Annotated in this window: 23 protein-coding genes, 1 pseudogene and 1 riboswitch; of the genes and pseudogenes, 8 read left to right on the top strand and 16 right to left on the bottom strand. The window is 31.5% G+C overall.

Annotated features, from left to right (window positions below; all coding sequences use genetic code 11):
• Positions 1 to 51: 51 nt before the first annotated feature.
• The 7 genes from HMPREF2576_RS07140 to hutG all read right to left on the bottom strand — a co-directional run bounded on the left by HMPREF2576_RS07140 (position 52) and on the right by hutG (position 7,498).
• Complete coding sequence (locus HMPREF2576_RS07140; RefSeq protein WP_001831493.1) at positions 52 to 564, bottom strand: SRPBCC family protein; 513 nt, start codon at positions 562 to 564, stop codon at positions 52 to 54.
• A gap of 296 nt (positions 565 to 860) precedes the next feature.
• On the bottom strand, positions 861 to 2,162 hold the full coding sequence (locus tag HMPREF2576_RS07135; protein ID WP_001831611.1) for a Na+/H+ antiporter NhaC family protein: 1,302 nt from the start codon (positions 2,160 to 2,162) through the stop codon (positions 861 to 863).
• Positions 2,163 to 2,295: 133 nt separating this feature from the next.
• Positions 2,296 to 2,392, bottom strand: a riboswitch (SAM riboswitch).
• Positions 2,393 to 2,467: 75 nt separating this feature from the next.
• The gene (locus tag HMPREF2576_RS07130) at positions 2,468 to 3,055 is read right to left on the bottom strand and encodes a hypothetical protein (RefSeq protein WP_002438426.1); all 588 of its coding nucleotides are present in this window, start codon (positions 3,053 to 3,055) and stop codon (positions 2,468 to 2,470) included.
• Positions 3,056 to 3,098: 43 nt separating this feature from the next.
• Entirely contained in the window at positions 3,099 to 3,710 is a 612-nt protein-coding gene (locus HMPREF2576_RS07125) for a flavin reductase family protein (protein WP_002456632.1), read from the bottom strand.
• A gap of 286 nt (positions 3,711 to 3,996) precedes the next feature.
• On the bottom strand, positions 3,997 to 4,878 hold the full coding sequence (locus tag HMPREF2576_RS07120; protein ID WP_002456633.1) for an SDR family oxidoreductase: 882 nt from the start codon (positions 4,876 to 4,878) through the stop codon (positions 3,997 to 3,999).
• Positions 4,879 to 4,974: 96 nt separating this feature from the next.
• Positions 4,975 to 6,093 carry an amidohydrolase gene (locus HMPREF2576_RS07115; RefSeq protein WP_002456634.1) on the bottom strand — a complete coding sequence of 373 codons (1,119 nt, stop codon included), beginning with the start codon at positions 6,091 to 6,093 and terminating at the stop codon, positions 4,975 to 4,977.
• A 469-nt stretch (positions 6,094 to 6,562) separates the two neighbouring features.
• Positions 6,563 to 7,498: a formimidoylglutamase gene (gene hutG, locus HMPREF2576_RS07110; RefSeq protein WP_070856464.1), complete on the bottom strand. Its 936-nt coding sequence runs from the start codon at positions 7,496 to 7,498 to the stop codon at positions 6,563 to 6,565.
• Positions 7,499 to 7,745: 247 nt separating this feature from the next.
• On the opposite strand from hutG, the gene HMPREF2576_RS07105 reads away from it, so the two are divergent.
• Positions 7,746 to 8,894, top strand: a complete 1,149-nt coding sequence (locus tag HMPREF2576_RS07105) for a peptidoglycan release complex CPBP-like subunit SdpC (protein WP_001831571.1) — start codon at positions 7,746 to 7,748, stop codon at positions 8,892 to 8,894.
• Between the two features lie 404 nt (positions 8,895 to 9,298).
• On the opposite strand, the gene HMPREF2576_RS12335 is transcribed toward HMPREF2576_RS07105, so the two are convergent.
• Positions 9,299 to 9,478, bottom strand: a complete 180-nt coding sequence (locus HMPREF2576_RS12335; protein ID WP_001831484.1) for a hypothetical protein — start codon at positions 9,476 to 9,478, stop codon at positions 9,299 to 9,301.
• On the opposite strand from HMPREF2576_RS12335, the gene HMPREF2576_RS12645 reads away from it, so the two are divergent.
• A complete protein-coding gene (locus HMPREF2576_RS12645; protein ID WP_002438420.1) occupies positions 9,456 to 9,641 on the top strand; it encodes a hypothetical protein in 186 nt (61 codons plus the stop codon). The genes HMPREF2576_RS12335 and HMPREF2576_RS12645 overlap by 23 nt on opposite strands.
• A 238-nt stretch (positions 9,642 to 9,879) precedes the next feature.
• Here HMPREF2576_RS12645 and HMPREF2576_RS07095 read toward each other — a convergent pair whose 3' ends face one another.
• Positions 9,880 to 10,572: a ribose 5-phosphate isomerase A gene (locus HMPREF2576_RS07095; RefSeq protein ID WP_001831586.1), complete on the bottom strand. Its 693-nt coding sequence runs from the start codon at positions 10,570 to 10,572 to the stop codon at positions 9,880 to 9,882.
• A gap of 165 nt (positions 10,573 to 10,737) precedes the next feature.
• Here HMPREF2576_RS07095 and HMPREF2576_RS07090 point away from each other — a divergent pair, with 165 nt between their 5' ends.
• Positions 10,738 to 11,418: an MOSC domain-containing protein gene (locus HMPREF2576_RS07090; RefSeq protein WP_001831436.1), complete on the top strand. Its 681-nt coding sequence runs from the start codon at positions 10,738 to 10,740 to the stop codon at positions 11,416 to 11,418.
• Between the two features lie 72 nt (positions 11,419 to 11,490).
• On the opposite strand, the gene HMPREF2576_RS07085 is transcribed toward HMPREF2576_RS07090, so the two are convergent.
• Positions 11,491 to 12,501 carry an aldose epimerase family protein gene (locus HMPREF2576_RS07085; protein WP_070856466.1) on the bottom strand — a complete coding sequence of 337 codons (1,011 nt, stop codon included), beginning with the start codon at positions 12,499 to 12,501 and terminating at the stop codon, positions 11,491 to 11,493.
• A 587-nt stretch (positions 12,502 to 13,088) separates the two neighbouring features.
• Between HMPREF2576_RS07085 and HMPREF2576_RS07080 the strand changes: the two genes are divergently transcribed.
• Positions 13,089 to 14,699 (top strand): ribulokinase, encoded by a 1,611-nt coding sequence (locus HMPREF2576_RS07080; protein WP_002456635.1) that lies wholly within the window; start codon positions 13,089 to 13,091, stop codon positions 14,697 to 14,699.
• A gap of 572 nt (positions 14,700 to 15,271) precedes the next feature.
• On the opposite strand, the pseudogene HMPREF2576_RS07075 reads toward HMPREF2576_RS07080, so the two are convergent.
• Positions 15,272 to 15,844: pseudogene (locus HMPREF2576_RS07075) on the bottom strand (DUF805 domain-containing protein).
• A gap of 205 nt (positions 15,845 to 16,049) precedes the next feature.
• Between HMPREF2576_RS07075 and HMPREF2576_RS07070 the strand changes: the two are divergent.
• Entirely contained in the window at positions 16,050 to 16,658 is a 609-nt protein-coding gene (locus tag HMPREF2576_RS07070; protein ID WP_001831508.1) for a DNA-3-methyladenine glycosylase, read from the top strand.
• Positions 16,659 to 16,812: 154 nt separating this feature from the next.
• Here HMPREF2576_RS07070 and HMPREF2576_RS07065 read toward each other — a convergent pair whose 3' ends face one another.
• The 3 genes from HMPREF2576_RS07065 to HMPREF2576_RS07055 are packed head-to-tail and all read right to left on the bottom strand — an operon-like array spanning position 16,813 to position 18,490.
• Positions 16,813 to 17,616 (bottom strand): DUF4097 family beta strand repeat-containing protein, encoded by an 804-nt coding sequence (locus HMPREF2576_RS07065; protein ID WP_001831626.1) that lies wholly within the window; start codon positions 17,614 to 17,616, stop codon positions 16,813 to 16,815.
• Entirely contained in the window at positions 17,613 to 18,173 is a 561-nt protein-coding gene (locus HMPREF2576_RS07060) for a DUF1700 domain-containing protein (protein ID WP_001831458.1), read from the bottom strand. The genes HMPREF2576_RS07065 and HMPREF2576_RS07060 overlap by 4 nt, the downstream gene beginning before the upstream one ends.
• Positions 18,170 to 18,490 carry a PadR family transcriptional regulator gene (locus HMPREF2576_RS07055; RefSeq protein ID WP_001831459.1) on the bottom strand — a complete coding sequence of 107 codons (321 nt, stop codon included), beginning with the start codon at positions 18,488 to 18,490 and terminating at the stop codon, positions 18,170 to 18,172. Before HMPREF2576_RS07055 ends, HMPREF2576_RS07060 begins: the two co-directional genes overlap by 4 nt.
• 316 nt (positions 18,491 to 18,806) lie before the next feature.
• Between HMPREF2576_RS07055 and gltS the strand changes: the two genes are divergently transcribed.
• Entirely contained in the window at positions 18,807 to 20,015 is a 1,209-nt protein-coding gene (gene gltS, locus HMPREF2576_RS07050; RefSeq protein WP_001831403.1) for a sodium/glutamate symporter, read from the top strand.
• Positions 20,016 to 20,169: 154 nt separating this feature from the next.
• Here the strand turns inward: gltS and fni are convergent, their stop codons facing one another.
• On the bottom strand, positions 20,170 to 21,219 hold the full coding sequence (fni, locus tag HMPREF2576_RS07045; RefSeq protein WP_001831537.1) for a type 2 isopentenyl-diphosphate Delta-isomerase: 1,050 nt from the start codon (positions 21,217 to 21,219) through the stop codon (positions 20,170 to 20,172).
• Positions 21,220 to 21,258: 39 nt separating this feature from the next.
• On the bottom strand, positions 21,259 to 22,206 hold the full coding sequence (gene corA, locus HMPREF2576_RS07040; RefSeq protein ID WP_001832877.1) for a magnesium/cobalt transporter CorA: 948 nt from the start codon (positions 22,204 to 22,206) through the stop codon (positions 21,259 to 21,261).
• Positions 22,207 to 22,312: 106 nt separating this feature from the next.
• Here corA and HMPREF2576_RS07035 point away from each other — a divergent pair, with 106 nt between their 5' ends.
• On the top strand, positions 22,313 to 22,789 hold the full coding sequence (locus tag HMPREF2576_RS07035) for a thioesterase family protein (RefSeq protein ID WP_002438397.1): 477 nt from the start codon (positions 22,313 to 22,315) through the stop codon (positions 22,787 to 22,789).
• Positions 22,790 to 22,791: 2 nt separating this feature from the next.
• Entirely contained in the window at positions 22,792 to 23,181 is a 390-nt protein-coding gene (locus HMPREF2576_RS07030) for a hypothetical protein (RefSeq protein ID WP_002438395.1), read from the top strand.
• The last annotated feature ends 23 nt before the right edge of the window (positions 23,182 to 23,204 follow it).

Here is a 23,204-nt window from a genome sequence, read left to right as displayed (position 1 = left end):
CTCATTTACTGGCTATTATGCTAGGGAATTATGTCCCAGCCTCTTTTCAGTTTAGTTATGACGCTGTTCCTCAATTTCATCTATCACATTTTGCATTTGATCAATCATCAATTCAAATCCATGTGCTGTTGAATCATGATATTCTTTTTTCTTTTGCTTATATTCTAATGTTGTTAAACGTCTTTCCTTTTCAACAAAAGAGCGATAGTAAAAGAACATTTGAGTTCCGCCATTCTCTCTTTCAAAGAACTCTACTTCAATGACATCCTCTTCCTCACTTAGTCCTGGCATTCCAATCGTCATCTTGATATATTCATCTAAAACTAACTCTTCATATGTACCTTCAATGATGTTTTGTTTACCGTTTCTACTATCAATGATGCGATACTTTCCTCCCTCTTGAATATCTGCATCAAATGATTTATTCGTGCGTTGAGTGGTCATAAACCATTTTTTTAAGATATCTGTTTTTGTCCATGCCTCATAAACGACCTCTGGTGTATATTTGAGTAATCTCTCAATGTCGATTTCTACATATTCATTTTCCACATTATATTTTGCCATTTCATTTCACCTACTTTCACTCTTAATACTATTTTAACGTATTTGAGCTAGGTCACAAACTTTGAGCTCTATAAAATTAAATTATATTAAATAAAACTTATAATTTTAGTGATTTTTAACTTTTTAAATTCAAGATTGAGTGTATAGTCTTGTCTTTATCAATATTTTACTGTTATTCTAAATTGTTTGATACTCAACTTAAAAATAAAATACAGATGGTGTGTATCAAAGAGTCATTATAAAACTGTCAACAATCATAAGATTGTTGACAGTCAATATATACTATGGGGCATATTTTATTTCTTTGACGATTGATTTAAACGAGGTACTCTTAAAATAATTGCTACTAATCCACAAACACCTAATAATATTGGATAAATACTATATTGTAACATTAGGAATGGGGAAATTCCGGCTACACCTGCTGCTGAAATCACTTGTGGACTGTATGGTAATAATCCTTGAAAACACCCACCAAAGATATCTAATATACTTGCTGATTTCCTTGGATCGACATCATATTCATCAGCAATATTTTTAGCTAATGGTCCAGCCATAATAATAGAAATTGTATTATTTGCTGTTGAAATGTCAGCTGCACTCACTAAACTCGCTATACCTAGTTCTGCACCACGCTTTGATTTTACTTTTGACCTTACAAAATTAAGCAACCAATCAATACCACCATTATGTTGGATAATTCCTACTAGACCACCTATAAGCAATGCAATCATAGCAATATCTTCCATTCCGATAATACCTTTAGAAATAGCATTTAAAAGGCCATTCCAACCAAAAGAACCATCAATCAGTCCAATTATACCGGCTAATACAGTACCTCCTATTAATACAATAATTACATTAATACCAACTAACGCAAGAATCAAAACTAATAAGTATGGTATGACTTTAATTAAATTATAATCATAGTTTTTAGTATGATCTATAGAAATACCATTTGTTAAAAAGAATAAAATGATGATTGTAATAATCGCACCTGGTAGTACAATTTTAAAATTGACTTTAAATTTATCACTCATTTTTGTTTTTTGTGTTCTTACTGCTGCAATAGTGGTATCAGAAATCATAGATAGATTATCACCAAACATCGCTCCCCCAACAACTGTTGCCATGGCTAATGCAGCTGGTACATCTGTTGCTTGTGCAAATCCAAAACCTACTGGTGCAATAGCTGCAACTGTGCCAACAGAAGTCCCCATTGAAATTGATACAAACATACAAATAATAAATAGCCCAACAATTATTAGATTTTGAGGAATAAGTGATAAGCCTAAATTAACTGTAGATGACACGCCTCCCATTTTTTCAGCAGTCGTCGAAAAAGCTCCAGCAAGGATAAAAATAAGCATCATCAAAATGATATTAGAGTGACCTGCACCTTTTGTAAATACCTCTACTTTTTTTGCAAAAGTTTCCTTGCGGTTCATAAGTAAGGCAACAATAACAGTAATTGTAATAGCAACATTTAATGGCATAGTGGTAAAATCACCAGAAATAATACCAACACCTAGAAATAGTAAGACAAATAACAATAAAGGAATTAATGCCCAAGCATTGCCATTCTTCATCTCTTTCATAATCTAACCTACTTTCCCGTATAATGGATTGATAGATTTTATACTAAAAAATTCCTATCTATTTAATCAATAACTCAAAAATAAAAAACCAGGACACGTAATCATGCCCCAGTCTCAGTTAACGTCGTGTTTAACCTTATCTTCTAACCTTCTCGGTTACTGGAATTGGCACATGATACAATGTTGCCGAAGCTTCTTTGGGCCAGTCCCTCCACTTCTCTTGATAAGTTATTGAATTGTGTTTAACGTTACAAGATATTTGCAATAACGTCAACACTTATTATTTTAAATATTTTAATAATAGTTTACATATTTTCAATAATAGTAAAGTATTTTTCGAAAATAGCCACACTTATTGATGCTAAGATAAAAATCGTTACTGCAAGTCCAAAAATAACCATCAACTTTAAATATAATGATATGAGCATTGAAATGATTACTACAACAATCACAGTAAAAAATATACACTTAAGACGTTGTGCTTTATGTCTTGATATTACTTTACGTTTTATCCGTTCAGATGATAACGTCTCCTCTAATTGAAGTGATGTAATATGTAATTTTGTTTCTAATAAAACCGCAGTACCCACTGTTGATACTAGAATAAGTATCACTATCCATAAAGGCTGTTGCTTTATAAAGCCAACCACGTAAATACCAAAATATAGTATGCCCGAAATCATACCAAGGATACGATCGAGTTTAGGGCTCACCCATATCATATGATTTCTAATATTATTATTAACAAAATATACATTTTTCAATCCATTCGTTATAAAAGCAATAATCACTATGACATGTATCAATGTGGGATAATCATTAAAAACGTAAAAGATAATCAGTCCTATGACGAAAATGAGCAATGGCATGAATTTATATAGATATGCTTTCATCAATGACACCCTTAAAATGAGATTTACATATGTATTTTTATTTTTATGAGGTAGGCCGATTAACCGTAAATGTTTGACCTAACAAAGAGTAATCATTTCCAGCTAACCTAGCTACCGGATTTAATTGATTTGCATCAATTTTACTATCTTCAAAATAAACTTCTTCATCGATATGGTACACGACAATTTCACCAATTATCAAATCACTCCCGTTATCTTTGTTGCCCAATTGTACTATTTGATGAAGCTTACACTCAAACCTTACTTTTGCTTCTTTGATTGCTGGAACTTTAATTAAATCTGAATCAATCATACTTAGAGAGGTTCTTTTAAGTTCATTAACACCATATTCTAACGGGGCAGCAGTTTCATTCACATCATTAACAATAGCCTCATCAGTAATATGCACTACAAACTCACCTGATTGTTCTATATTTATTGAGGTGTCTTTTCTATTTCCCTTTGTACGTTGAACAGCAATTGCAATCATAGGTGGTGTATGATTAACTACATTAAAAAAACTAAACGGGGCTGCGTTGATATCCCCTTTTAAATTTTGAGTAGTTACAAATGCTATCGGCCTAGGTATAATACTTCCACTAAGTAATTTATAATTTTGCATATCTGAAAGTGTTTCAGCTTTTATTTTTTTCACTATCAATCAATCCAATCAATTTTTATTAAAAATATAAAATTTACTATTTAACTATTGTTGTCCCTTTGCAGACATAATTATAAATAAAAAGTTAAAGAAGATCGTATATTCAATTGAATCACTGTTAGCCTATAAGATAAGAAAGCCTAGGACATTGATATTTGTCCTAGGCGCTTATTATCATAAACAAATCTTATATTAAACTGTATAGGTTTGTATGATGTTTAGCACCTTCGTCGTGCTTTCACTTCGAAAAATATATACTAATCAACATGCTATAGTTAAGTTAATCTATTTGAGTCCCACCAGTCACACCATATACTTGACCGGTAATATAACTTGCATCATCAGAGGCTAATAACACATATGTCCCAGCACATTCAACTGGCTGGCCGGCACGTCCTAACGGTGTGTTTTGTCCAAAAGTAGGTATAGCGCTTTGTGGTTGTCCACCGACAATTTGAAGTGGTGACCAAAACGGTCCAGGTGCAACACAGTTAACACGAATACCTTTAGGGCCAAGTTCGGCTGAAAAACTCTTTGTTAAAGATATAATTGCAGCTTTCGTTGCAGCATAATCATGAAGAATTGGACTAGGATTATAACCTTGAACTGAAGATGTTGTTGTAATCGAGCCTCCTGGTTGTAAATACTCAAGCGCTTTTTGGACTGTCCAAAATACCGGATAGACATTCGTTTCAAACGTTTCGGTAAAATCTTGAGTTTTAAACTCCGATAATTCATCTTGATAAAGTTGATGACCAGCAACCAACGTTACATTGTCTAAACCACCTAATTGCTGATAAGCCTTTTCAACCATGTCATAGTTGAATTGTTCATCTCTAATATCACCAGGAATTAAGATAGCTTTTTGCCCAACATTTTCAATAATCTGTTTTACATCATCGGCATCTTGTTGTTCACTTGGTAAATAATTAATCGCTACATCTGCACCTTCTTTAGCATAAGCAATTGCTGCCGCACGTCCAATTGCTGAATCGCCACCAGTCACTAGTATTTTAAAGCCATCTAATCGATGGTGGCCATGATAAGAATCTTCCCCACAATCTGGTTGTGGTGACATTTTAGCTTGTATACCTGGAACTTCTTGTTCTTGTTTTTCATAATTATCAGTTTTAAATTTATTGCGCGGATCTTGAGCTGACATTTCAAATCATCTCCTAATTCATTTAATGCTTTCTGTATACCCAGTTATCATGTACGTTTAATCATAGAAAATCTGAAATCACTTCAATTTATAAAATTATGTCAATAAACGTTGAACGAGCTGAACGAAATATTGAGGAACTTTTTCCAAAATACGCTCATCTGGATGATATTTAGGATGATGTAAATCATATTTACTGTCGGAGCCAATAAATGCGAAAACACCGGGGTATTCTTCTGTATAACCTGAAAAATCCTCTCCAATAGTAACCGGTTCATCGAGCATTGATACATGATAGCCAACATTTTTAGCGACCTCGATTGCTTCTTGTGTTAGATGTGCATCATTTACTACTGCACCAGGTAGTCTTGAATAAGTTAAATCAATATCCACATTAAAAACACGACTTAAACCATCAGCAATATTTTTCATCCTATTTTCAATATAATGACGTATATCCTCATCGAATGAACGAACAGTGCCCTGTATATAAGCTTTGTCAGCTATAACATTCCATGTGTTACCACAAGAAATTTCACCGATTGTTACAACTGCACTATCAAAAGCTGATAAATTTCGACTCACAATAGTTTGTAAACTATTGATAAGTTGTCCTACGACGATGACTGGATCATTTCCTTGCTCAGGTTTTGCAGCATGCGCACCTTTACCTTTAACATTAAACTCAAAACGATCGACAGCAGAGGTAATTGCACCCGATTTAATAGCAAATTCACCAACTTTTAAAGTGGGATAATTATGAAAACCAAGTACTGCTTTAGCTCCTTTAAGTACTCCAGTATTTATGATTTCAAATGCACCATGTCCTAATTCTTCAGCAGGTTGAAATATTAATCGAACGCGTCCATTTAATTCATCTTCAATCTCTTTTAGTTGAATACCAGTAGCTAATATACTTGCCATATGAATATCATGACCACATGCATGCATTGCACCTTGATACTTTGATGTAAATTCATGCTTCACTTGTTCTTCTATAGGCAAAGCATCAATATCTGTTCTTACTGCTATCATTTCCTCTCCTTGCCCAATTTCTGCTACTAAACCTGTTTTTAAAGGTACCTCCAGTATACGTATACCATAACTTTTGAGTATTTTTCGTAACTTTTCTGTAGTTTCATATTCTTCATCTGAAAGTTCAGGATATTGATGAAACGTTCTTCTCCAATCTACATAAGTAGAATAATTTGTCATATATCGCTCAGCCCTTTCTCACACTTCAAATTTATTCATATACTTAACTAGTGATTTATCATTCTTTTAATTAACTTAATTGTCAATTTTATTAAGAGTATCTTAACATTTTATCGGAAAATTCTAAATATTCAACATTTTTGAGAGCTAGTTTATTAAAATTATTTAAAAAAGCGAAAACATTTTTAAACAGTCACATTTATCATTAATTACTGCCTAGCTTATCGGAATATATGATAAAAATGCATTAAAAATTCTCTTTCATATTAAAATGAACAATCTTCACAATAAATGGTTAGTACGATTACGACAACAAGTGTGACATTTTAATTAGTGATTAACACGCTATTTCTCATTCAGTCATAAACTGTCAACATGTTAAAATGCCCGAGACATCAACGAATATCACAGGCATTTTGAAACTAAATATATCTAAAATTATTAAATTTTTACATGACGACTTCTAACTTTAAATTAAACAATGATGTACTAAATTAGCAACTAATTTAGCAGTTCTTTGATCTGAATCATACGTCGGATTCATTTCAGCTATACTTATAGATTTTACTTTTTCACTTGGAATGACCCGTTTAGCAAGTTCGAAAACTGTATGTGGATATATTCCTAGGACAGCTGGTGCACTGACTCCTGGTGCAAATGCACTATCTACTACATCCATGCAAATTGTGAACATAACCGTATCATGATTATGGATAAAACGTTCTATCATATCTTTAATGGGGGAAGATACCTGATGTAGTAATTCATCTGCATATACAAATTGAATATCTTTTTCTTTAGCATAATTAAATAAAGCTTGTGTATTACCACCTTGAGATATACCTAACACTAAATAATCTGCATTATCATCTTCTTCTAGAATCTGTCTAAAACTAGTACCAGAGGTTGAATAACCCTCATCGCGTGTGTCAAAGTGCGCATCTATATTAATCACACCTATTGACGACTCAGGATAAACTTTACGAGTAGCTAAATATTGTGCATATGCTATATCATGACCGCCACCAAGTAAAAATGTTTGTTTATGTCGTTTGATAGACTTAGCAGCAAGATCTGCGAATTCGCGCTGTGTATCTATTAGCAACTCATGATTGTGTTCTACATTACCATAATCTATAATCTCTTCACATTGATTCAAATCTGGCAATCCAGCAAAAGCTCGCTTAATGGCATTGGCACCTTCTTTTGCACCTACACGTCCTTTGTTTAATTCTACTCCTTTATCAATTGCATATCCTAATAAGCCCACGCCTTTGTGTTCATCCGAAAAATCTAATTGACTTAAATCACCGAATTTAACAGTTTGGAAGTGTCTAAATTGTGTAGGATCAGTTTCACTATCTAAACGACCTGTCCATAGATTAGATTGTGCAAGTTGATACATGATATCTCCCCCTTGATTTTTTATCAGTTAAGTTAATTAAAGTATAACTATTGACTTTTTCTTAATCAATGCTTGCTCTTTTAACATACCCATATAATGATAAAATTATTTACGATTAGCTAACAAAATGATTCAAGACTATTACATTTTGATTATAATTAAAATAGACAATTTAAACATATGCTTGTAAGATGTATAATTGTAAATAAATCAATTTAAGCTTGTTACCTAATGGAGGTTACATACAATGAAAAACTCTAGATTTTCTGGGTTCCAATGGGCTATGATGGTCTTTGTATTTTTCGTTATCACAATGGCATTGTCCGTGATACTCAGAGATTTTCAAGCGACTATCGGAGTGAAACGTTTTGTCTTTAGTATTAAAGATTTAGCTCCTTTCATAGCTGCAATTGTGTGCATATTAGTATTTAAGCACAGAAAAGAACAATTAGCAGGATTGAAATTTTCTATCAGTTTAAAAGTGATTGAGCGTCTACTTTTAGCACTCATTCTACCACTTATCATTTTAATGATTGGCTTGTTTAGCTTTAATACTTATGCTGATAGTTTCATCCTATTACAAACTTCAGATTTATCAGTATCATTATTAACTATATTAATTGGTCATATTTTAATGGCTTTTGTAGTGGAGTTTGGTTTCCGTTCTTACTTACAAAATATTCTTGAAACAAGAATGAACACATTTTTTGCGAGTATTGTCGTTGGTCTTATTTATTCAGTATTTACAGCTAACACGACATATGGTGTAGAATACGCCGGATACCATTTCTTATATACATTCATGTTTTCAATGATTATTGGTGAATTAATTAGAGCTACTAATGGTCGTACAATTTATATTGCAACTGCTTTTCACGCATCCATGACTTTTGCTCTCGTCTTTTTATTTAGTGAAGAAACAGGCGACCTTTTCTCAATGAAAGTCATCGCACTTTCTACAACAATTGTGGGTGTTTCATTTATTATTATTAGTCTAATCATTCGTGCTATTGTTTATAAAACGACGAAACAAAGTTTAGACGAAGTTGATCCTAATAATTATTTATCTCATATTCAAGATGAAGAACCAAGTCAAGAAGACGCCTCTTCAACTTCAAATCATGATGTATCATCTAAAGATGAAACAAAGCAACAAGATATTGATAATGACAAACATCAATCAAAGAAACCTAATAAGAGTGACGATGCACTTACTACTTCTAATTATAAAGAAGACGCCTCTTCAGTTAATAAAGAAACGGATACAACTCACAATGATAACATTAAAGATCATTCAACTTATACCGAAGATAGACACTCATCTGTTGTCAACGATGTTAAAGATGAAATTCACGAAGTTGAAGATCATAAAGCCGACACAGATAAATCACATTAATAATTGATACTTTAAAATAAATCCTGTGTTAATGATTCGCATTCTAAAAGTTTGATTTTAGTATTACTCTTTATTTTTAGTATTAAAATGTATAAATAAGCCAGTCCAGTGATTACGTTCGACACCTTAATCATTGGACTGGCTTTTTCATATCTATCAATTTAAATAATAATCAATATAAATTCGCTATATTGATTAAAAATAATTTATTGCGTTTCATTAGAACTATTGAGATGATAACTGCTTTTGCATTTAAAATCTTAATTTACTTATTAGGGTTTGCATTAACAGGATATTAATTTTTCCATATTACTTTATTAATCGTAATATTCAAACACCATAACATTTTTACGTTTAAATATTCTTCTCAATATCTATCAATTTTTCCATTATACATGTTTATTTTATTTTTTGTTTTTGTCTTGTTTTAATACAAATAATAGTGGTGTCATAAAAACTGCAAAAATGAATGCAGTAATTAAATTTGTATACACATCAAATTCAATTGGAAATACCAAACTAATTAAAGAATCTACAACAAAAAACGCAACGAAAAAGTAAATGAAATATAAAACAACTTTCAAAATAAAACCTCCTTTTACCCCAGCTAAAGACCTAGCTATTTTTTCAAAAATTATTACTAAAACACTAAGTAAACTTTTGCTTAAAAAATTAGTTAATGTCTTACATCAATTAGATAAATTGATATTAACGTTTATAACAAAATTGAATTTAAACAAAATATAAATGCTTGCCTCAATCAATAACACAGAAAACAAAAATTAACATACAATCTTACATTTTCGGAGTTCAGCACAAATCAGTTATTGAACTAACTTTATTACAAATTGGAGGACTCAATGAATATGATAAGATTGTATGTCATTCATGTCTTTACAACTCTAATATGTATTGTTTGTGTAACTTAATCACTTAAACACACAAATGCTTTATCTCAGTTTAATATTTTAGCTTAATATAATTGCTAAGTTTCTTTATTTAATATTTTTACGCCTTCTTGTGTTCCTACTATTACTTGATCGGCAATATCGAGGAAATATCCTGTTTCAAGAACGCCAGTTAAATGAATTAAAAATTCGTGTAGCTCATAAGCAGGAATTCTATTTTGCAATGAACAATCTAATATGTAATTACCATTGTCGGTTATAAACGGTACATCTTCATTAACTCTTCTGCTTACATGAATATCATAAGTACGCTCAATTTTTTTGGCAACTTGGTACCAATTAAATTTATCGACTTCAACTGGTAATGCAAATGTTTCTCCTAAATAGTTGACGAGTTTACTTTCATCTACAACAACGACAAATCGGTCAGCCATTTCATCTATGACCTTTTCCCTAAATAAGGCTCCACCACCGCCTTTAATAAGGTTAAGCGCACTGTCTACTTCATCAGCGCCATCTATTGCTAAGTCGATTTTCTCAACATCATTTACATCAACTATATTCATAGCTAATTCTTTAGCTAAAAATGCTGTTTTATTAGAAGTACAGACGCCGGTAATTGTATAATTCTTTTGCTGAATTAATTCAGCAATTTGGGGAATTAATAATTCAATTGTGCTCCCTGTTCCTATTCCGATTGTCATACCATTTTCAATTTGACTAAGTACATCTTCTAAGGTCATCAATTTTAGCTCTTTTGCATCTTTCATGTGTCGTTGCTCTCCTCTTCATAAAAGTATCTAATTATATTCTACATGAGATTCAAATTTTTAACATACCTCATTTTTTATTTCATATTAATCATTTCATTTTATTGTTAAACTATTTATATCAACACTTGATAATAACTTATAAATTAAAAGGTCGTGATATACATGATTAAAGTGAATGCCATATCTATTGGCAAAATAGAAACATTGTCTTATGGAAACTATAAACCAATGCAATCAGCGTTAAACAAAATTCCTTTTAAAGGTCAAATGTGGCTCAATCGACTTGGGTTCGTGGACGATGAACAAGCCTATCATAACCATGGTGGTATACATAAAGCGATATGTTGTTTTAGTAAATCTAATTATCAATTATTTAAAGATGACTTAGATCAATTACCTGAATTTGCAATGTTTGGAGAGAATTTGACAGTTGAACATCTAGATGAAGCAGATGTTTATTTTGGTAATCAGTATCAACTAGGCGATACAATCATAGAAGTATCAGATATACGAGAACCTTGTTGGAAAATTCAAGCTAAATATGCAATACCTAATTTAGTTCAAAAAATGTCGCAATCTGGTAAAACTGGATTTTATTTTAGAGTTATAAAAGAAGGATATGTACATCAGAGTGATAATTTAAAACTCATTAAAAAGGCAGAATCAAACACACGTCTATCTGTGAAAGACTTAAATCATCTATTCTATAATGAGCGAAATAATTTAAGATTAATCTATCATGCACTTCGAAATCCTTATCTTTCACCTGATCGAAAGAAAAAACTACAGAAAATGAAAACGCGTGCCGAAAATAGAAAATTCATTAAATCTGACGATAAATAGTTTAAAAAGAGTCTGAAACTTTTAAGCTCAGACTCTCATATGTATTGCAATGAATGATGATAATCATCAATACTACTTTTCATGAATTTGAAAACTTGTTTTAGATGTAAATAATGTATCTGCCTCTAAAATAGACTGAGCTTTGGCGCCGTACATATTTATATCATTAGGCATATATTGAGTTTCGATGGAAAATCCAGAATGCGCCTTATAAATATTAAAATTATTGTTCCAAACTTGTGGATCATTAAACGTAAACATTACAAAATGAGGCATATCAGTCTTAATATTAAGTTCAAATTCAGAATTATCAATGGTAAGCTCATTTCCACCAAATTCGAAAGGATGATCAATGCCATTATAATGATTAATTTGTTGTTGCAAAGTTTCATTGTCACTTTCAAAAATATCTTTTAAATAGACTTTATTTGTATCCAATAATCGATGTAAATCAAGAGATTGCCCCTCTTTAACAATATGTTTATTATTTAACATATACATTTTTAATGCTGAACTATTTATACAGTGGTTATAGACAACATTGTTATCACGATTCAAATTAAAATAAACATGATTTGAAGGATTAAATACTGTTTTTTTTGTTGATTTTGCCTCATATTGTACGGACCATCGATGATTGGCATCATAAGTGTGAATAACCTTTACCATCATATCTCCAGGATAATTGTCCTCTTCTTCTTTAATCGTTGTTGTGAATATAATCTTTACTTGTCCAATATCATCAACTATTTCATAATCAAAAATACGTCTATTTAATCCATAACTGCCCCCATGCAAATGATGTTGACCATCATTTGATTCTAATTGAAAAGTATCATCATCTAATTTAAATGATGCATTTTCAATTCTACCCGCATAGCGACCTATCGTAGCACCAAAATTAAAAGGTTCTTCAAAATAAAATTCATCCGCTTCTACTACATTCCCTAAAACGATATTGTTATCATGGTATTTCCAAGAAACAATTCTTGCACCATAGTTTGTAAATACAATTTTCGTATCGTCATTATCAATTTTAATTAAATCTAAACCGTGTCTTTGATGTTCAACTTTAGATATCATTACATAATCTCCCTTTCAACCTTGTAAAATTAACGCTCCTCTAACTATATTTCAATGACTAAAACCTCTACCACACCTGTCCTAATTCCCTCATCACCTTATTTAACAGTGTTTATAATAACTTACTTATATCAATTTAAGTTGTATTTATAATCGCCAGCCTCGCGATTGATTTAAAAGTTAATAATGATATAAGAACATCTGCTTTTAATTGGACAAATTTTTAAATAGAAGAACGTTTAAAGTCTTAAATTACTTTCAATCCCCTGATTTTTTAAGATGTCTGCCATAAAGGGGTAGCTTTTTGGCTAAACATATCAAACACTTTATACTTGAAAATAGCAATATAAGACTTTTTAAATTCAACTTTTATCAGCAGTGTTTCACTTACATATTGTTACACTTTTTCTTGTAATATTCCATAGATTTCGGCAATTAACGTAAATAAATTGTATGTAAGATGATTCGAAAATATAATTATCATTTTTGTAAACACTTACATTCATGTAAACTATACTTAAACATCAAATCGTCGACTCAGAACAATATGATTTATTACAATTACGCTATATATAGGAGGCATACACATGAGTTATAGTATAGGAATTGATTTTGGAACCGCTTCTGGAAGAGTGATATTAGCTGACACATCCAACGGACATATCATATCAAGATATGAGGAAGACTATGCGAACGGAACTTATATGAACTCATTATATGATAAACCGTTACCTGAAAACTACTTCTTACAAAATGCTGACGACTATTTACAAATTCTTGAACAAGGCGTTCAATTTGTATTAGAAGATAGTAAAGTTAATAAAAACGATGTGGTTGGAATTGGAGTCGACTTTACAAGCAGTACAATTATCTTTCTCGATGAACAATTTGAACCGCTTCATCGTCATGAAGATTTAAAGACAAATCCACACGCGTACGTAAAATTATGGAAACATCATGGAGCTCAAGATGAGGCAAACTATATGATTCAGATGAGTAAGAATAAAAATTGGTTAGATTATTATGGCTCAAGCGTAAATAGCGAATGGATGATACCGAAAATCCTGGAAGTTAAACATGAAGCACCAGAAATACTTAGAAGAGCACGGTATATAATGGAAGCTGGAGATTACATCACTAGTATACTAACAAATTCAAATATACGATCAAATTGTGGTATTGGTTTTAAAGGTTTTTGGGACAATGAAGCTGGATTTAATTACGACTTCTTCCATAGCGTGGATCCTGATTTACCTAAAATCGTCAAAGAAAAATGTGAAGCGCCAATCATATCAATTGGAGAAAGTGCAGGTCGTTTATGTAAAGACTATCAACAAATATGGGGGCTTTCTCAAGATGTCCAGGTTTCACCTTTTATCATAGATGCACATTCTGGCGTCTTAGGTGTTGGGGCAATAGAAGCTGGAGAATTCACTGCAGTCATTGGTACAAGTACTTGTCATCTCATGCTAGATTCAAGACAAGTACCCATTTCTTCAATAACTGGCTCAGTTAAAAATGCTATTATACCTGGATTATATGCCTATGAAGCTGGTCAACCAGCTGTCGGTGATTTGTTTGAATACTCAAAGAACCAAGCACCTAAACATATTGTAGATCAAGCAAATGAACATCATATGCCTGTGCTTAACTATTTAGAGGAATTAGCAAGTCACATTAGAATAGAAGAACAACATGTTGTTGTTTTAGATTGGTTGAATGGAAATCGTAGTATACTTAGTAATAGTCATCTAACTGGAAGTATCTTTGGTCTTACACTTCAAACACCGTATGAAATGATTCATCGAGCATATATTGAAGCTACAGCATTTGGAACAAAATTAATTATGAAACAATTTGAAGATAATCATATTCCTGTTCATACAGTGTATGCGTCTGGTGGTATCCCACAAAAGAGTAAATTACTCGTTGAAATTTATGCAAATGTTTTAAATAAAAGGGTTGTCGTCATAGATTCATCTAATGCTTCAGCATTAGGTGCAGCGATGTTAGGTGCAAATGTTGGGAATGCATATAGTACATTAAAAGAGGCGGCATTATCTATGAAGCAACCTATAGCTTATATACAAGAACCTGAAATCCAAAAAGTTCAAGCTTATAAACCACTCTACCATAAATATTGTGAACTACATGATTTATTAGGTCGTCAATATCCTGAATTATCATATTTGATTTAAGTTGTTATCCTTTTTAAGACGTTTAATTTGAATCAACGATACCGTGATTAAAGTTGAAATGAATAAACATGTCAGCGTTGATACAATCGTACATCGCTGCATATGAAGTTCCACAGTGATATGAATCATTGAGATAATTATTAACGTAGGTGCTAACATATAAAATTTTTAGCATACACAATTTCAATTATGTTTTTTGATATGAAGCAGCAAATAGATATTGCGAAATTAATATTAAGCTTAAATTCATTGGTTTTTATTGACTTGATGACGTTTAATAAATTCCGGTTTGCTATAAACATGTATTTTTCTATCATCATATAGCATGAAGAACAAACTAGGTATCACTAAAATAAGTAAACTTGATAATTAAATCTTAACTTGAGATTTTGTTATCAGAGGGAGGACAACAAAAGAGCTGAAATACATATAAAGCCATACAAGGATAATAACTAAACTTGATAACGCTCACGCATAATGCATGGGCATTTTCAATTCAATCACAAACTATCAATACAATTAAAGTACCCGAGACAATCATGATTGTCTCGGGCTATATTATTGTTTAAATTTTATTTATCAACTGGATTAGCATTATCACCATGGAAATTTGTCTCGTTACGATTGTACTTTGGACTTGGTCCATATTTATTAGACTCTGTTTTACTATCTAAGCAAGTCAATACTAATATTAATATCGACCCAATCCAGTAGATTAAGCAGATAATTCCCATAAATATTAATACCGCTGAATTATCTATATTTGGTAAATAATTAAAACCTGATACAATGACAGTGAAAACATAAAAAATAATCGGAAGAGTCATCGTCATTGAGCGATCATGGAATCTTCTTGATAATATCGCAACATTAGGTATTAATGTAACTAAACTATAAATCAAAATATAAATTAAAGAAAAGATAAAAATTCCTACCCCCAACAAGAGAAATCCTTTACTTTTAAAAGTTTCACTTGATATTAAACAGAACATTCCAAAAGAGTAACCAATAATTGTAGGAATCATAAAAATTAAATGCCATAACATGGCAAATCAATACTCACTTCTACGTGAGCGTCCTTTAAAATTAAAATAGTTAGTCCAAAATAATTTAAAAGCTTGTGTAAATCTAACTTTTTCTCTCATTAGATATACTCCTTTTCATTTTGTCATTAAAACAAGTGTTTTAAATCAACACATTATTTGTTACATTAATAAGAGTTTATTTCTATTAAAACTCATATTAAAAGTATAACAAAACGTATTTTAAATAAAAATAGTAATATGAAACATAATATTACATTTTACATTTTTTAGTAAATACTTTTAATAAAAAAGAGAGGTGATATATTTGGACTTTATAAATCAGCAGACAACCCAAACTGCAAAAGCTTTATTAGGTGTTAAAATTATTTACCAAGATGACTATCAAACATATACTGGATATATTGTAGAAACTGAAGCTTATTTAGGTATACAAGATAAAGCTGCACATGGTTTTGGTGGCAAAATAACACCAAAAGTGACTTCTTTATATAAAAAAGGTGGCACGATATATGCACATGTGATGCATACGCACTTATTAATCAATTTTGTTACACGGACTGAGGGCATACCAGAAGGTGTACTTATTCGTGCTATTGAACCAGATGAAGGTATCGGCGCTATGAACGTCAATCGTGGAAAATCTGGATACGAGCTCACTAATGGTCCAGGAAAGTGGACTAAAGCTTTCAATATTCCACGATCAATTGATGGCTCAACCTTAAATGACTGCAAATTATCTATAGATACCAATCATCGCAAATATCCAAAAACTATTATAGAAAGTGGTCGTATCGGTATTCCTAATAAAGGAGAATGGACAAATAAACCACTACGTTTCACTGTTAAAGGCAATCCATATGTCTCTAGAATGCGCAAATCAGATTTTCAAAATCCCGACGATACATGGAAATAAAAAAAGGGAGCAGGATATTATCATGAGTCCTACTTCCTTTCTCTAAATTTATTCAAATTAAAATCTGCAAAAAAGTGCATATTAAAATACACCATTCATTATTTATTGAAAATACTTCTTTCCTCAATTTTAAGCTAATGTTAGAAAAATACCTTTATTTTACTTTAATATCTCCATTTTCATTGATTAATTTCACTTTATTATTTCCATTTTCAACTTTACTATTATATAACACACGATGATCGATGTCTGTTTCCCCTTCTTCATTACGAGTGATGATTTGGGTGTGATGAAGTTCTTTTTTATAATTCAAGTTTATATCCCCTTCTTCATTTTTAATACGTAAAGGAATATCAGGGTCTAATTGTTTCATTTGAATATCCCCATTGTCATTTTGAATATTAGCTTGATTAAAATGAATATCTTTCGTATGAATATCCCCATCCTCATTATGAAGTGTCACCTTTTTATATCGTCCTTTTTGAACTTTAATGTCTCCAGATTCAGCATCAAATCTTCCTGTGCCACTATTTACTCCAACAATATTTAAATCCCCGGCATTAGTTTTAATATCTATGTTTTTAATATATTTAGGTACTGTAATCGTAATGTGATTACTAACTTTACCTTGTATTCTAAAATTAATATGTGGACTTGTTTGACGCTCTGTAATTACCCAACGTTGATTGTTCACCTTGCTAGTTACGTTTAAATTTTTGTCATTCCCTTTGGACTTAACCGAAAAATGTTTACCTTTTTTCACAGTTATATCACTTACTTTTCCATCAACGTAAATACTTTTCACAGTATTATCATCATAGTTTTTCATTAAATTTGTTGTTTGATTATTATATTGATTGTCTTTACTCAATTTTTTATTTTGTGCATAAACTCCCACGCTACAAATAATAATTAGTGACAAGCCTATTAAAAATATTATCGCTGCAATTTTTTTCATGATTGTACACTTCCTTTGACAATAGAGATATTCCATTTTAGATATTTCATAGTCACATCAAATAGCCACTTAATGAGATAGTAAGTCACCACTGCAAGTACGAGTCCAACACCAAACATTAAACCAGTCATAAATGCGTCATATAAGATAATGGAATGAAAACCATCCATAATTCCTTTAATGAGCAACATCAATGGTGCAGCTAGTGAAGCTAGAGTAAAAATGATGAAGGTTAATACGAGCAAAATGCATAAAAAAGCTGGTATTATAACAATAAAAAAGTTAAGCAAACTTAGCCCCATTACTGCTACAATTGCGGATGAAATATTCATTAACGACACTTTTTGATGTGCATTTTCTACACTGGAAGTAGCTGTAAGTTCCTTACCTATTAATTTTGGATTACCTAATTCTTTACACACGTCTGATTCAGACTTTCCCTCTTGCTGTCCGCTATAAAAATGCGTATCGTATTCATTCAAAATATCTTCTTTTTCTTCTTTATTCATATGTTTCAAATGCTTTTTAAGTTCTTTTAAATAATCATTTTTATTCATTCATTCTCACTCTCCTCAATGAAATGTTCTACAGCTTCCGTAAACAATTTCCAATCCTCCTCTAATTGATTAACTCTCGCAGCCCCCTGTTGAGTTAATTGATAATACTTTCGAGACGGACCTTCAGTTGAAGGTTGATAATACGTACTCAGTTCCCCACTTTTAACCAAACGCCTTAGCAGAGGATAAACTGTACCTTCAGCTATGGTCATATATCTGGAGATATTTTGTACAAGTGAATAACCATACTGATCTTCTTTTTTAATAATTAGCAGAACAATTAATTCTAAAGCACCTTTCTTAAACTGTACATTCATATATCTACCTCCTCAGTCGTATAAACAGTATTAAACTATACACAGTAGTGATTCAAATTAACTATAGCATCCACTACTATACATTGCAAGGTACTGAGTTTAATTTATTAATACACACGTCTTTATTCAAATTACACCATCTTTTATTGACAAATTATAAAAATCAATATTTTTAATATACTTATATCATTATTTGGTAAACTGGATTTATTTCATTTGTGTATGTATAATGTGTATTATGGGACTTTATAAGGTTTACATTGATTTACTTTAATATAACTAGTTATAAAGGGTTTCATACAAAGGGGGCTTTTAAATGATAGAATTTGATGCAATTACCACATTATGTTTGGCATGTGTTTTATATTTAATTGGTCAAACAATAATCAACCATGTTTCTATTTTAAGGCGAATCTGTATTCCAGCACCTGTCATTGGTGGTCTTTTATTTGCAATATTAGTGGCTATATTAGATTCATTTAATATCGTTAAAATAAAACTTGATTCGGCGTTCATTCAGAATTTCTTTATGCTCGCTTTCTTTACTACAATTGGACTTGGCGCATCATTAAAACTATTCAAAATTGGCGGAAAAGTCATGTTGATTTATTTCACTTTTTGTGGAATCATGGCTATTTGTCAGAATATTATTGGTGTATCACTCGCTAAACTCTTAAACATTAAACCTTTATTAGGTCTTACAGCAGGTTCAATGTCAATGGAAGGTGGTCACGGTAATGCTGCAGCTTATGGTAAAACCTTACAAGATATGGGTGTAGATTCTGCAGTTGCAGCTGCTTTAGCAGCCGCTACACTAGGCCTTGTATTCGGTGGACTCATTGGCGGTCCCATCGTTAAATATTTAATAAAACGCTATGATCTTAAGCCAGAGCATCGTGACGATTCATTTAAAAATTATGGTGTCGTTGAATACAATCAATCATTACATACAAAATATAAACCTATTCAAGTCTTTTTTATACAATTTTCTATACTCGTATTTTGCATGGCATTAGGAACATATATTGGCAATACTTTTACCGATTTAACCGGAGTTAATATTCCAATGTATGTTGGTTCAATGTTTGTAGCAGTAATTATTAGAAATGCTACAGACTTTATTGGTTGGGATATCGTTGATTTAAAAATGAGCGAACAAATAGGTGATATTTCATTAGGCATCTTTTTATCATTAGCTTTAATGAGTATCCAATTAACTCAAATATATTCTTTAGCTATCCCACTAATCATAATTGTTCTTGTACAAGTCGTATTTATGGTACTATTCTCGATTTTCATATTATTTAAAGGACTCGGTAAAGATTATGACGCTGCTGTTATGGTAGGAGGATTTATTGGCCATGGTCTGGGAGCAACACCAAATGCGATGGCTAATTTAGATGTTATCACTAAAAAGTTTGGCAACTCCCCTAAAGCATATCTAGTAGTTCCTATTGTTGGTGCTTTCCTCATCGACTTAATCGGTGTAATTATTGTTATGAGTTTTATTCAACTTTTCAGTTAAATAATTAACCTTTTTTATTATAAGTACAAGCTTTATAATAAAAATCCATTATATTTCGGCATAACAATAAAAAAACGATAATTCCTATAAATCTCACTTGGGAATTATCGTTTTATTTGTATGTCGAAATTATTACAATATACTATCTCATTTTTTATTTTCTATTTAAATGAAGGCCACGTTGATTGATCCATGATATTAACTCCGGGCTCATTACGATATCTGCTTGTCGTAAACGCTCAATGTTCGGCGCATCTAACATCGTCATAATTTTTTTCATATGTTGAATAAAAGACTCTACATAGTCTACGGTATTTGTGATACCTGATTGTTCTACTTGATTTAAAAACGGTCGAGACATCCCTATTGCTTTTGCACCTAATGCTAAACATTTTACAGCATCGAGTGGTGTACGTAAGCCACCGCTAGCAAAAATATTTAATCGATCTTGAAATTCAGTACTCTCAAGTAAGGATTCTACGGTAGATTGTCCCCACTGAGATAAATAATTCATATCTTTATTCGAACGTCTTTCATTTTCAATATCAACGAAATTAGTTCCACCGCGCCCACTGACATCAACATAGTTAACACCAATATCATATAACGCTTGTAATGTTTCTTTACTCATTCCGAAACCAACTTCTTTAATAATAACTGGAACATCAACGCGTTTAACAATAGATTCAATATTTGACATCCATGAAGCAAATTCACGGTTCCCTTCAGGCATGACTAATTCTTGAGGTGAGTTCACATGAATTTGTAGCGCTTGAGCATCTAATAATTCAACCGCTTGTAGAGCTTTATCCACTGGTACATCGGCACCCACATTGCTGAAAATTGTTCCTTTGGGATTTGTTTTACGCACAATGCTAAATGTTTCAATCATATTAGGATTGCGCAAAGCTGCATGTGTTGATCCCACCGCCATTGCAATTCCAGTTTCTCTAGCAACAATTGCTAATTTTTCATTAATTTGTTTTGTCCAATCACTTCCACCAGTCATTGCATTTATATAGATTGGATATGCCAAATCGAATTTCGTAGTATGACTTGTCATATCGACTTGACTAACATCAATACTGGGGATGGAATGATGAACAAATCTCACTTTATCAAAATCTGAAACCAGCGCATCTTTTTGTGACATTGCGATTTCTACATGTTCATTTTTCCTCTGTTCTCTTTGTGAGTCACTCATTAAAACACCCTACCTTTGTTAAATTATTTATATATAGTTTTAAAACCATTTTTTCTTTTTAAAGAATATGATTAATATTATTGTTATAATTAGCATTAAAGTTAAGCACACGAAATAAGCATAATGCCATTTCAACTCAGGCATAAATTCAAAGTTCATTCCATATACACCAGCAATAAAAGTGAGTGGTGAGAATATAACAGATACAAGCGTAAGTATCTGCATTATACTATTCATCCTAAATGAGGTGAATGATTCATAATTTTCACGAATCTCATTCGTCATTTCTTGAGAAGTCCGAATAACACTTCTTTGTTTAATAAGATGATCATCAATATGTTGAATATACATTCTATGTTTGGCATCTTTAATTATATTTCCTTCTTGTTTCATTGTATCTACAACTTCTTGCATCGGAAATAATACGCGTTTGATTTTAATTAAATCCGAACGTAATTGAAAGACATTTTCCATAACGCTCTTACTATAGCGGTCATCGACATGCTTAGCTTCAAAATTATACACTTTATCTTCAATACCATAAACAAAGTTAAAATATTTATCCACCATACAATCCAGAATATGAATGACGATGTCTGCACAATCTAATTCACTATCATGATTTTCTGCATTGTATTGAGCCACACGCTTTAATGATGGAAAATGTTTGTGATGGTATGTCACTAAAACATTACCTTCTAAAAATACACTTAGTGAGATTGGTGAGTAATCATCATTAATAATACTATGAAATATCATATATTGATACGCGTCATATTCTTTATATTTAACTCGTGGGTCACCATTGATAGCATCATCTATTTCTAAGTAATTGAAATCAAAATGATTTTTTAAATACTCATTTTCTTCATCAGTGGCATTTTCAAAATCATACCATATAATCGTTGCATCTTTAGGAATCTCTTTCACATTTGAAACTAATGTAAGAGGTTGCGATAAAGATTGAAATCTAACGGTCACCGTCATCTTTCTTACCCCCTCATACTTTATAAATTACATTTTATCATGAATTATGTTACATGTATGTGCTCTTTTCGGTTAGTATAGTGTTATAACTAAGGAGGTTAAATAAATGAACAAGACATTTACCGTAACCCGAACTGTGACAGAAGATGCTATAGATAATAATAATCATATGCATGACGCATATTATAATATTATTTTTAGCGAGGTCATTAATAAATTCAATGAGGTTCATGGTTTATCATGGTCAGAGAGAGACCGTCTACAATATACAGTTTTTACTGTTGAAACACACACTACTTTTTTACATGAATTAACACTTGGTCAAGAATTCAATATAGAGCTATTCCTTTATAATTACGATGACAAACGAACTCATTTCTTTCTGAGAATGTTAATTGATAATCAAGAAGTTGTTGCAACCAATGAGGTCATGATGTTAGGAATAGATAGGACACAACGTCGTGCTGCACCATTTCCAAAACATTATCTGAATGCTATACAAGATTATGCTCATAAGCAAGAAAAAATTGAATGGCCACCACAATTAGGCCACTCAATTGGAATACCATATAAAGGAGAATAATAATGTCTATAAAAGAAAAATTAGTAATAGAGCTCATGAATTTAAAAGACACTGTAAAATACGAATTGTCAGAATTAAATGAACAACAATATTTGTTTATGAACGGCCCAGCACCTCAGTTGATGAAGCGTGCCATGAAAATGAGCTATATTCTAGGCCAAAAAGAAGCGATTGATCACTTTCTATTACTCATCGACACTTGCCATGAGAATGTCTTACTAGATAACTGCCAAGACTATCAAAAACAAATTCAACATAAACAATTCTCTTTACAAGAAGATATTATTCACCAAATAAATCAGTCAAAGGAATTCGAATCATTTTTATCAACTTATTATGTAAATAAAGGTAAATATGATATCACCAGCAAAATAAAAACATTACTTGAATAAATACTATTGTTTAAATAAAATGA

The organism is Staphylococcus sp. HMSC063F05 (assembly GCF_001837075.1).
Classification (GTDB): domain Bacteria; phylum Bacillota; class Bacilli; order Staphylococcales; family Staphylococcaceae; genus Staphylococcus; species Staphylococcus epidermidis.
Note: the sequence above shows the minus strand (reverse complement) of the source record. Positions and strands in the feature narration are given on the sequence as shown.

Coding starts and splice junctions, on each gene's coding strand:
- HMPREF2576_RS07140 (WP_001831493.1), bottom strand. CDS start 564: ATGGCAAAATATAATGTGGAAAATGAATATGTAGAAATCGACATTGAG.
- HMPREF2576_RS07135 (WP_001831611.1), bottom strand. CDS start 2,162: ATGAAAGAGATGAAGAATGGCAATGCTTGGGCATTAATTCCTTTATTG.
- HMPREF2576_RS07130 (WP_002438426.1), bottom strand. CDS start 3,055: ATGAAAGCATATCTATATAAATTCATGCCATTGCTCATTTTCGTCATA.
- HMPREF2576_RS07120 (WP_002456633.1), bottom strand. CDS start 4,878: ATGTCAGCTCAAGATCCGCGCAATAAATTTAAAACTGATAATTATGAA.
- HMPREF2576_RS07115 (WP_002456634.1), bottom strand. CDS start 6,093: ATGACAAATTATTCTACTTATGTAGATTGGAGAAGAACGTTTCATCAA.
- hutG (WP_070856464.1), bottom strand. CDS start 7,498: ATGTATCAACTTGCACAATCTAATCTATGGACAGGTCGTTTAGATAGT.
- HMPREF2576_RS07105 (WP_001831571.1), top strand. CDS start 7,746: ATGAAAAACTCTAGATTTTCTGGGTTCCAATGGGCTATGATGGTCTTT.
- HMPREF2576_RS12645 (WP_002438420.1), top strand. CDS start 9,456: ATGAAATATAAAACAACTTTCAAAATAAAACCTCCTTTTACCCCAGCT.
- HMPREF2576_RS07095 (WP_001831586.1), bottom strand. CDS start 10,572: ATGAAAGATGCAAAAGAGCTAAAATTGATGACCTTAGAAGATGTACTT.
- HMPREF2576_RS07090 (WP_001831436.1), top strand. CDS start 10,738: ATGATTAAAGTGAATGCCATATCTATTGGCAAAATAGAAACATTGTCT.
- HMPREF2576_RS07085 (WP_070856466.1), bottom strand. CDS start 12,501: ATGATATCTAAAGTTGAACATCAAAGACACGGTTTAGATTTAATTAAA.
- HMPREF2576_RS07080 (WP_002456635.1), top strand. CDS start 13,089: ATGAGTTATAGTATAGGAATTGATTTTGGAACCGCTTCTGGAAGAGTG.
- HMPREF2576_RS07065 (WP_001831626.1), bottom strand. CDS start 17,616: ATGAAAAAAATTGCAGCGATAATATTTTTAATAGGCTTGTCACTAATT.
- HMPREF2576_RS07060 (WP_001831458.1), bottom strand. CDS start 18,173: ATGAATAAAAATGATTATTTAAAAGAACTTAAAAAGCATTTGAAACAT.
- HMPREF2576_RS07055 (WP_001831459.1), bottom strand. CDS start 18,490: ATGAATGTACAGTTTAAGAAAGGTGCTTTAGAATTAATTGTTCTGCTA.
- gltS (WP_001831403.1), top strand. CDS start 18,807: ATGATAGAATTTGATGCAATTACCACATTATGTTTGGCATGTGTTTTA.
- fni (WP_001831537.1), bottom strand. CDS start 21,219: ATGAGTGACTCACAAAGAGAACAGAGGAAAAATGAACATGTAGAAATC.
- corA (WP_001832877.1), bottom strand. CDS start 22,206: ATGACGGTGACCGTTAGATTTCAATCTTTATCGCAACCTCTTACATTA.
- HMPREF2576_RS07035 (WP_002438397.1), top strand. CDS start 22,313: ATGAACAAGACATTTACCGTAACCCGAACTGTGACAGAAGATGCTATA.
- HMPREF2576_RS07030 (WP_002438395.1), top strand. CDS start 22,792: ATGTCTATAAAAGAAAAATTAGTAATAGAGCTCATGAATTTAAAAGAC.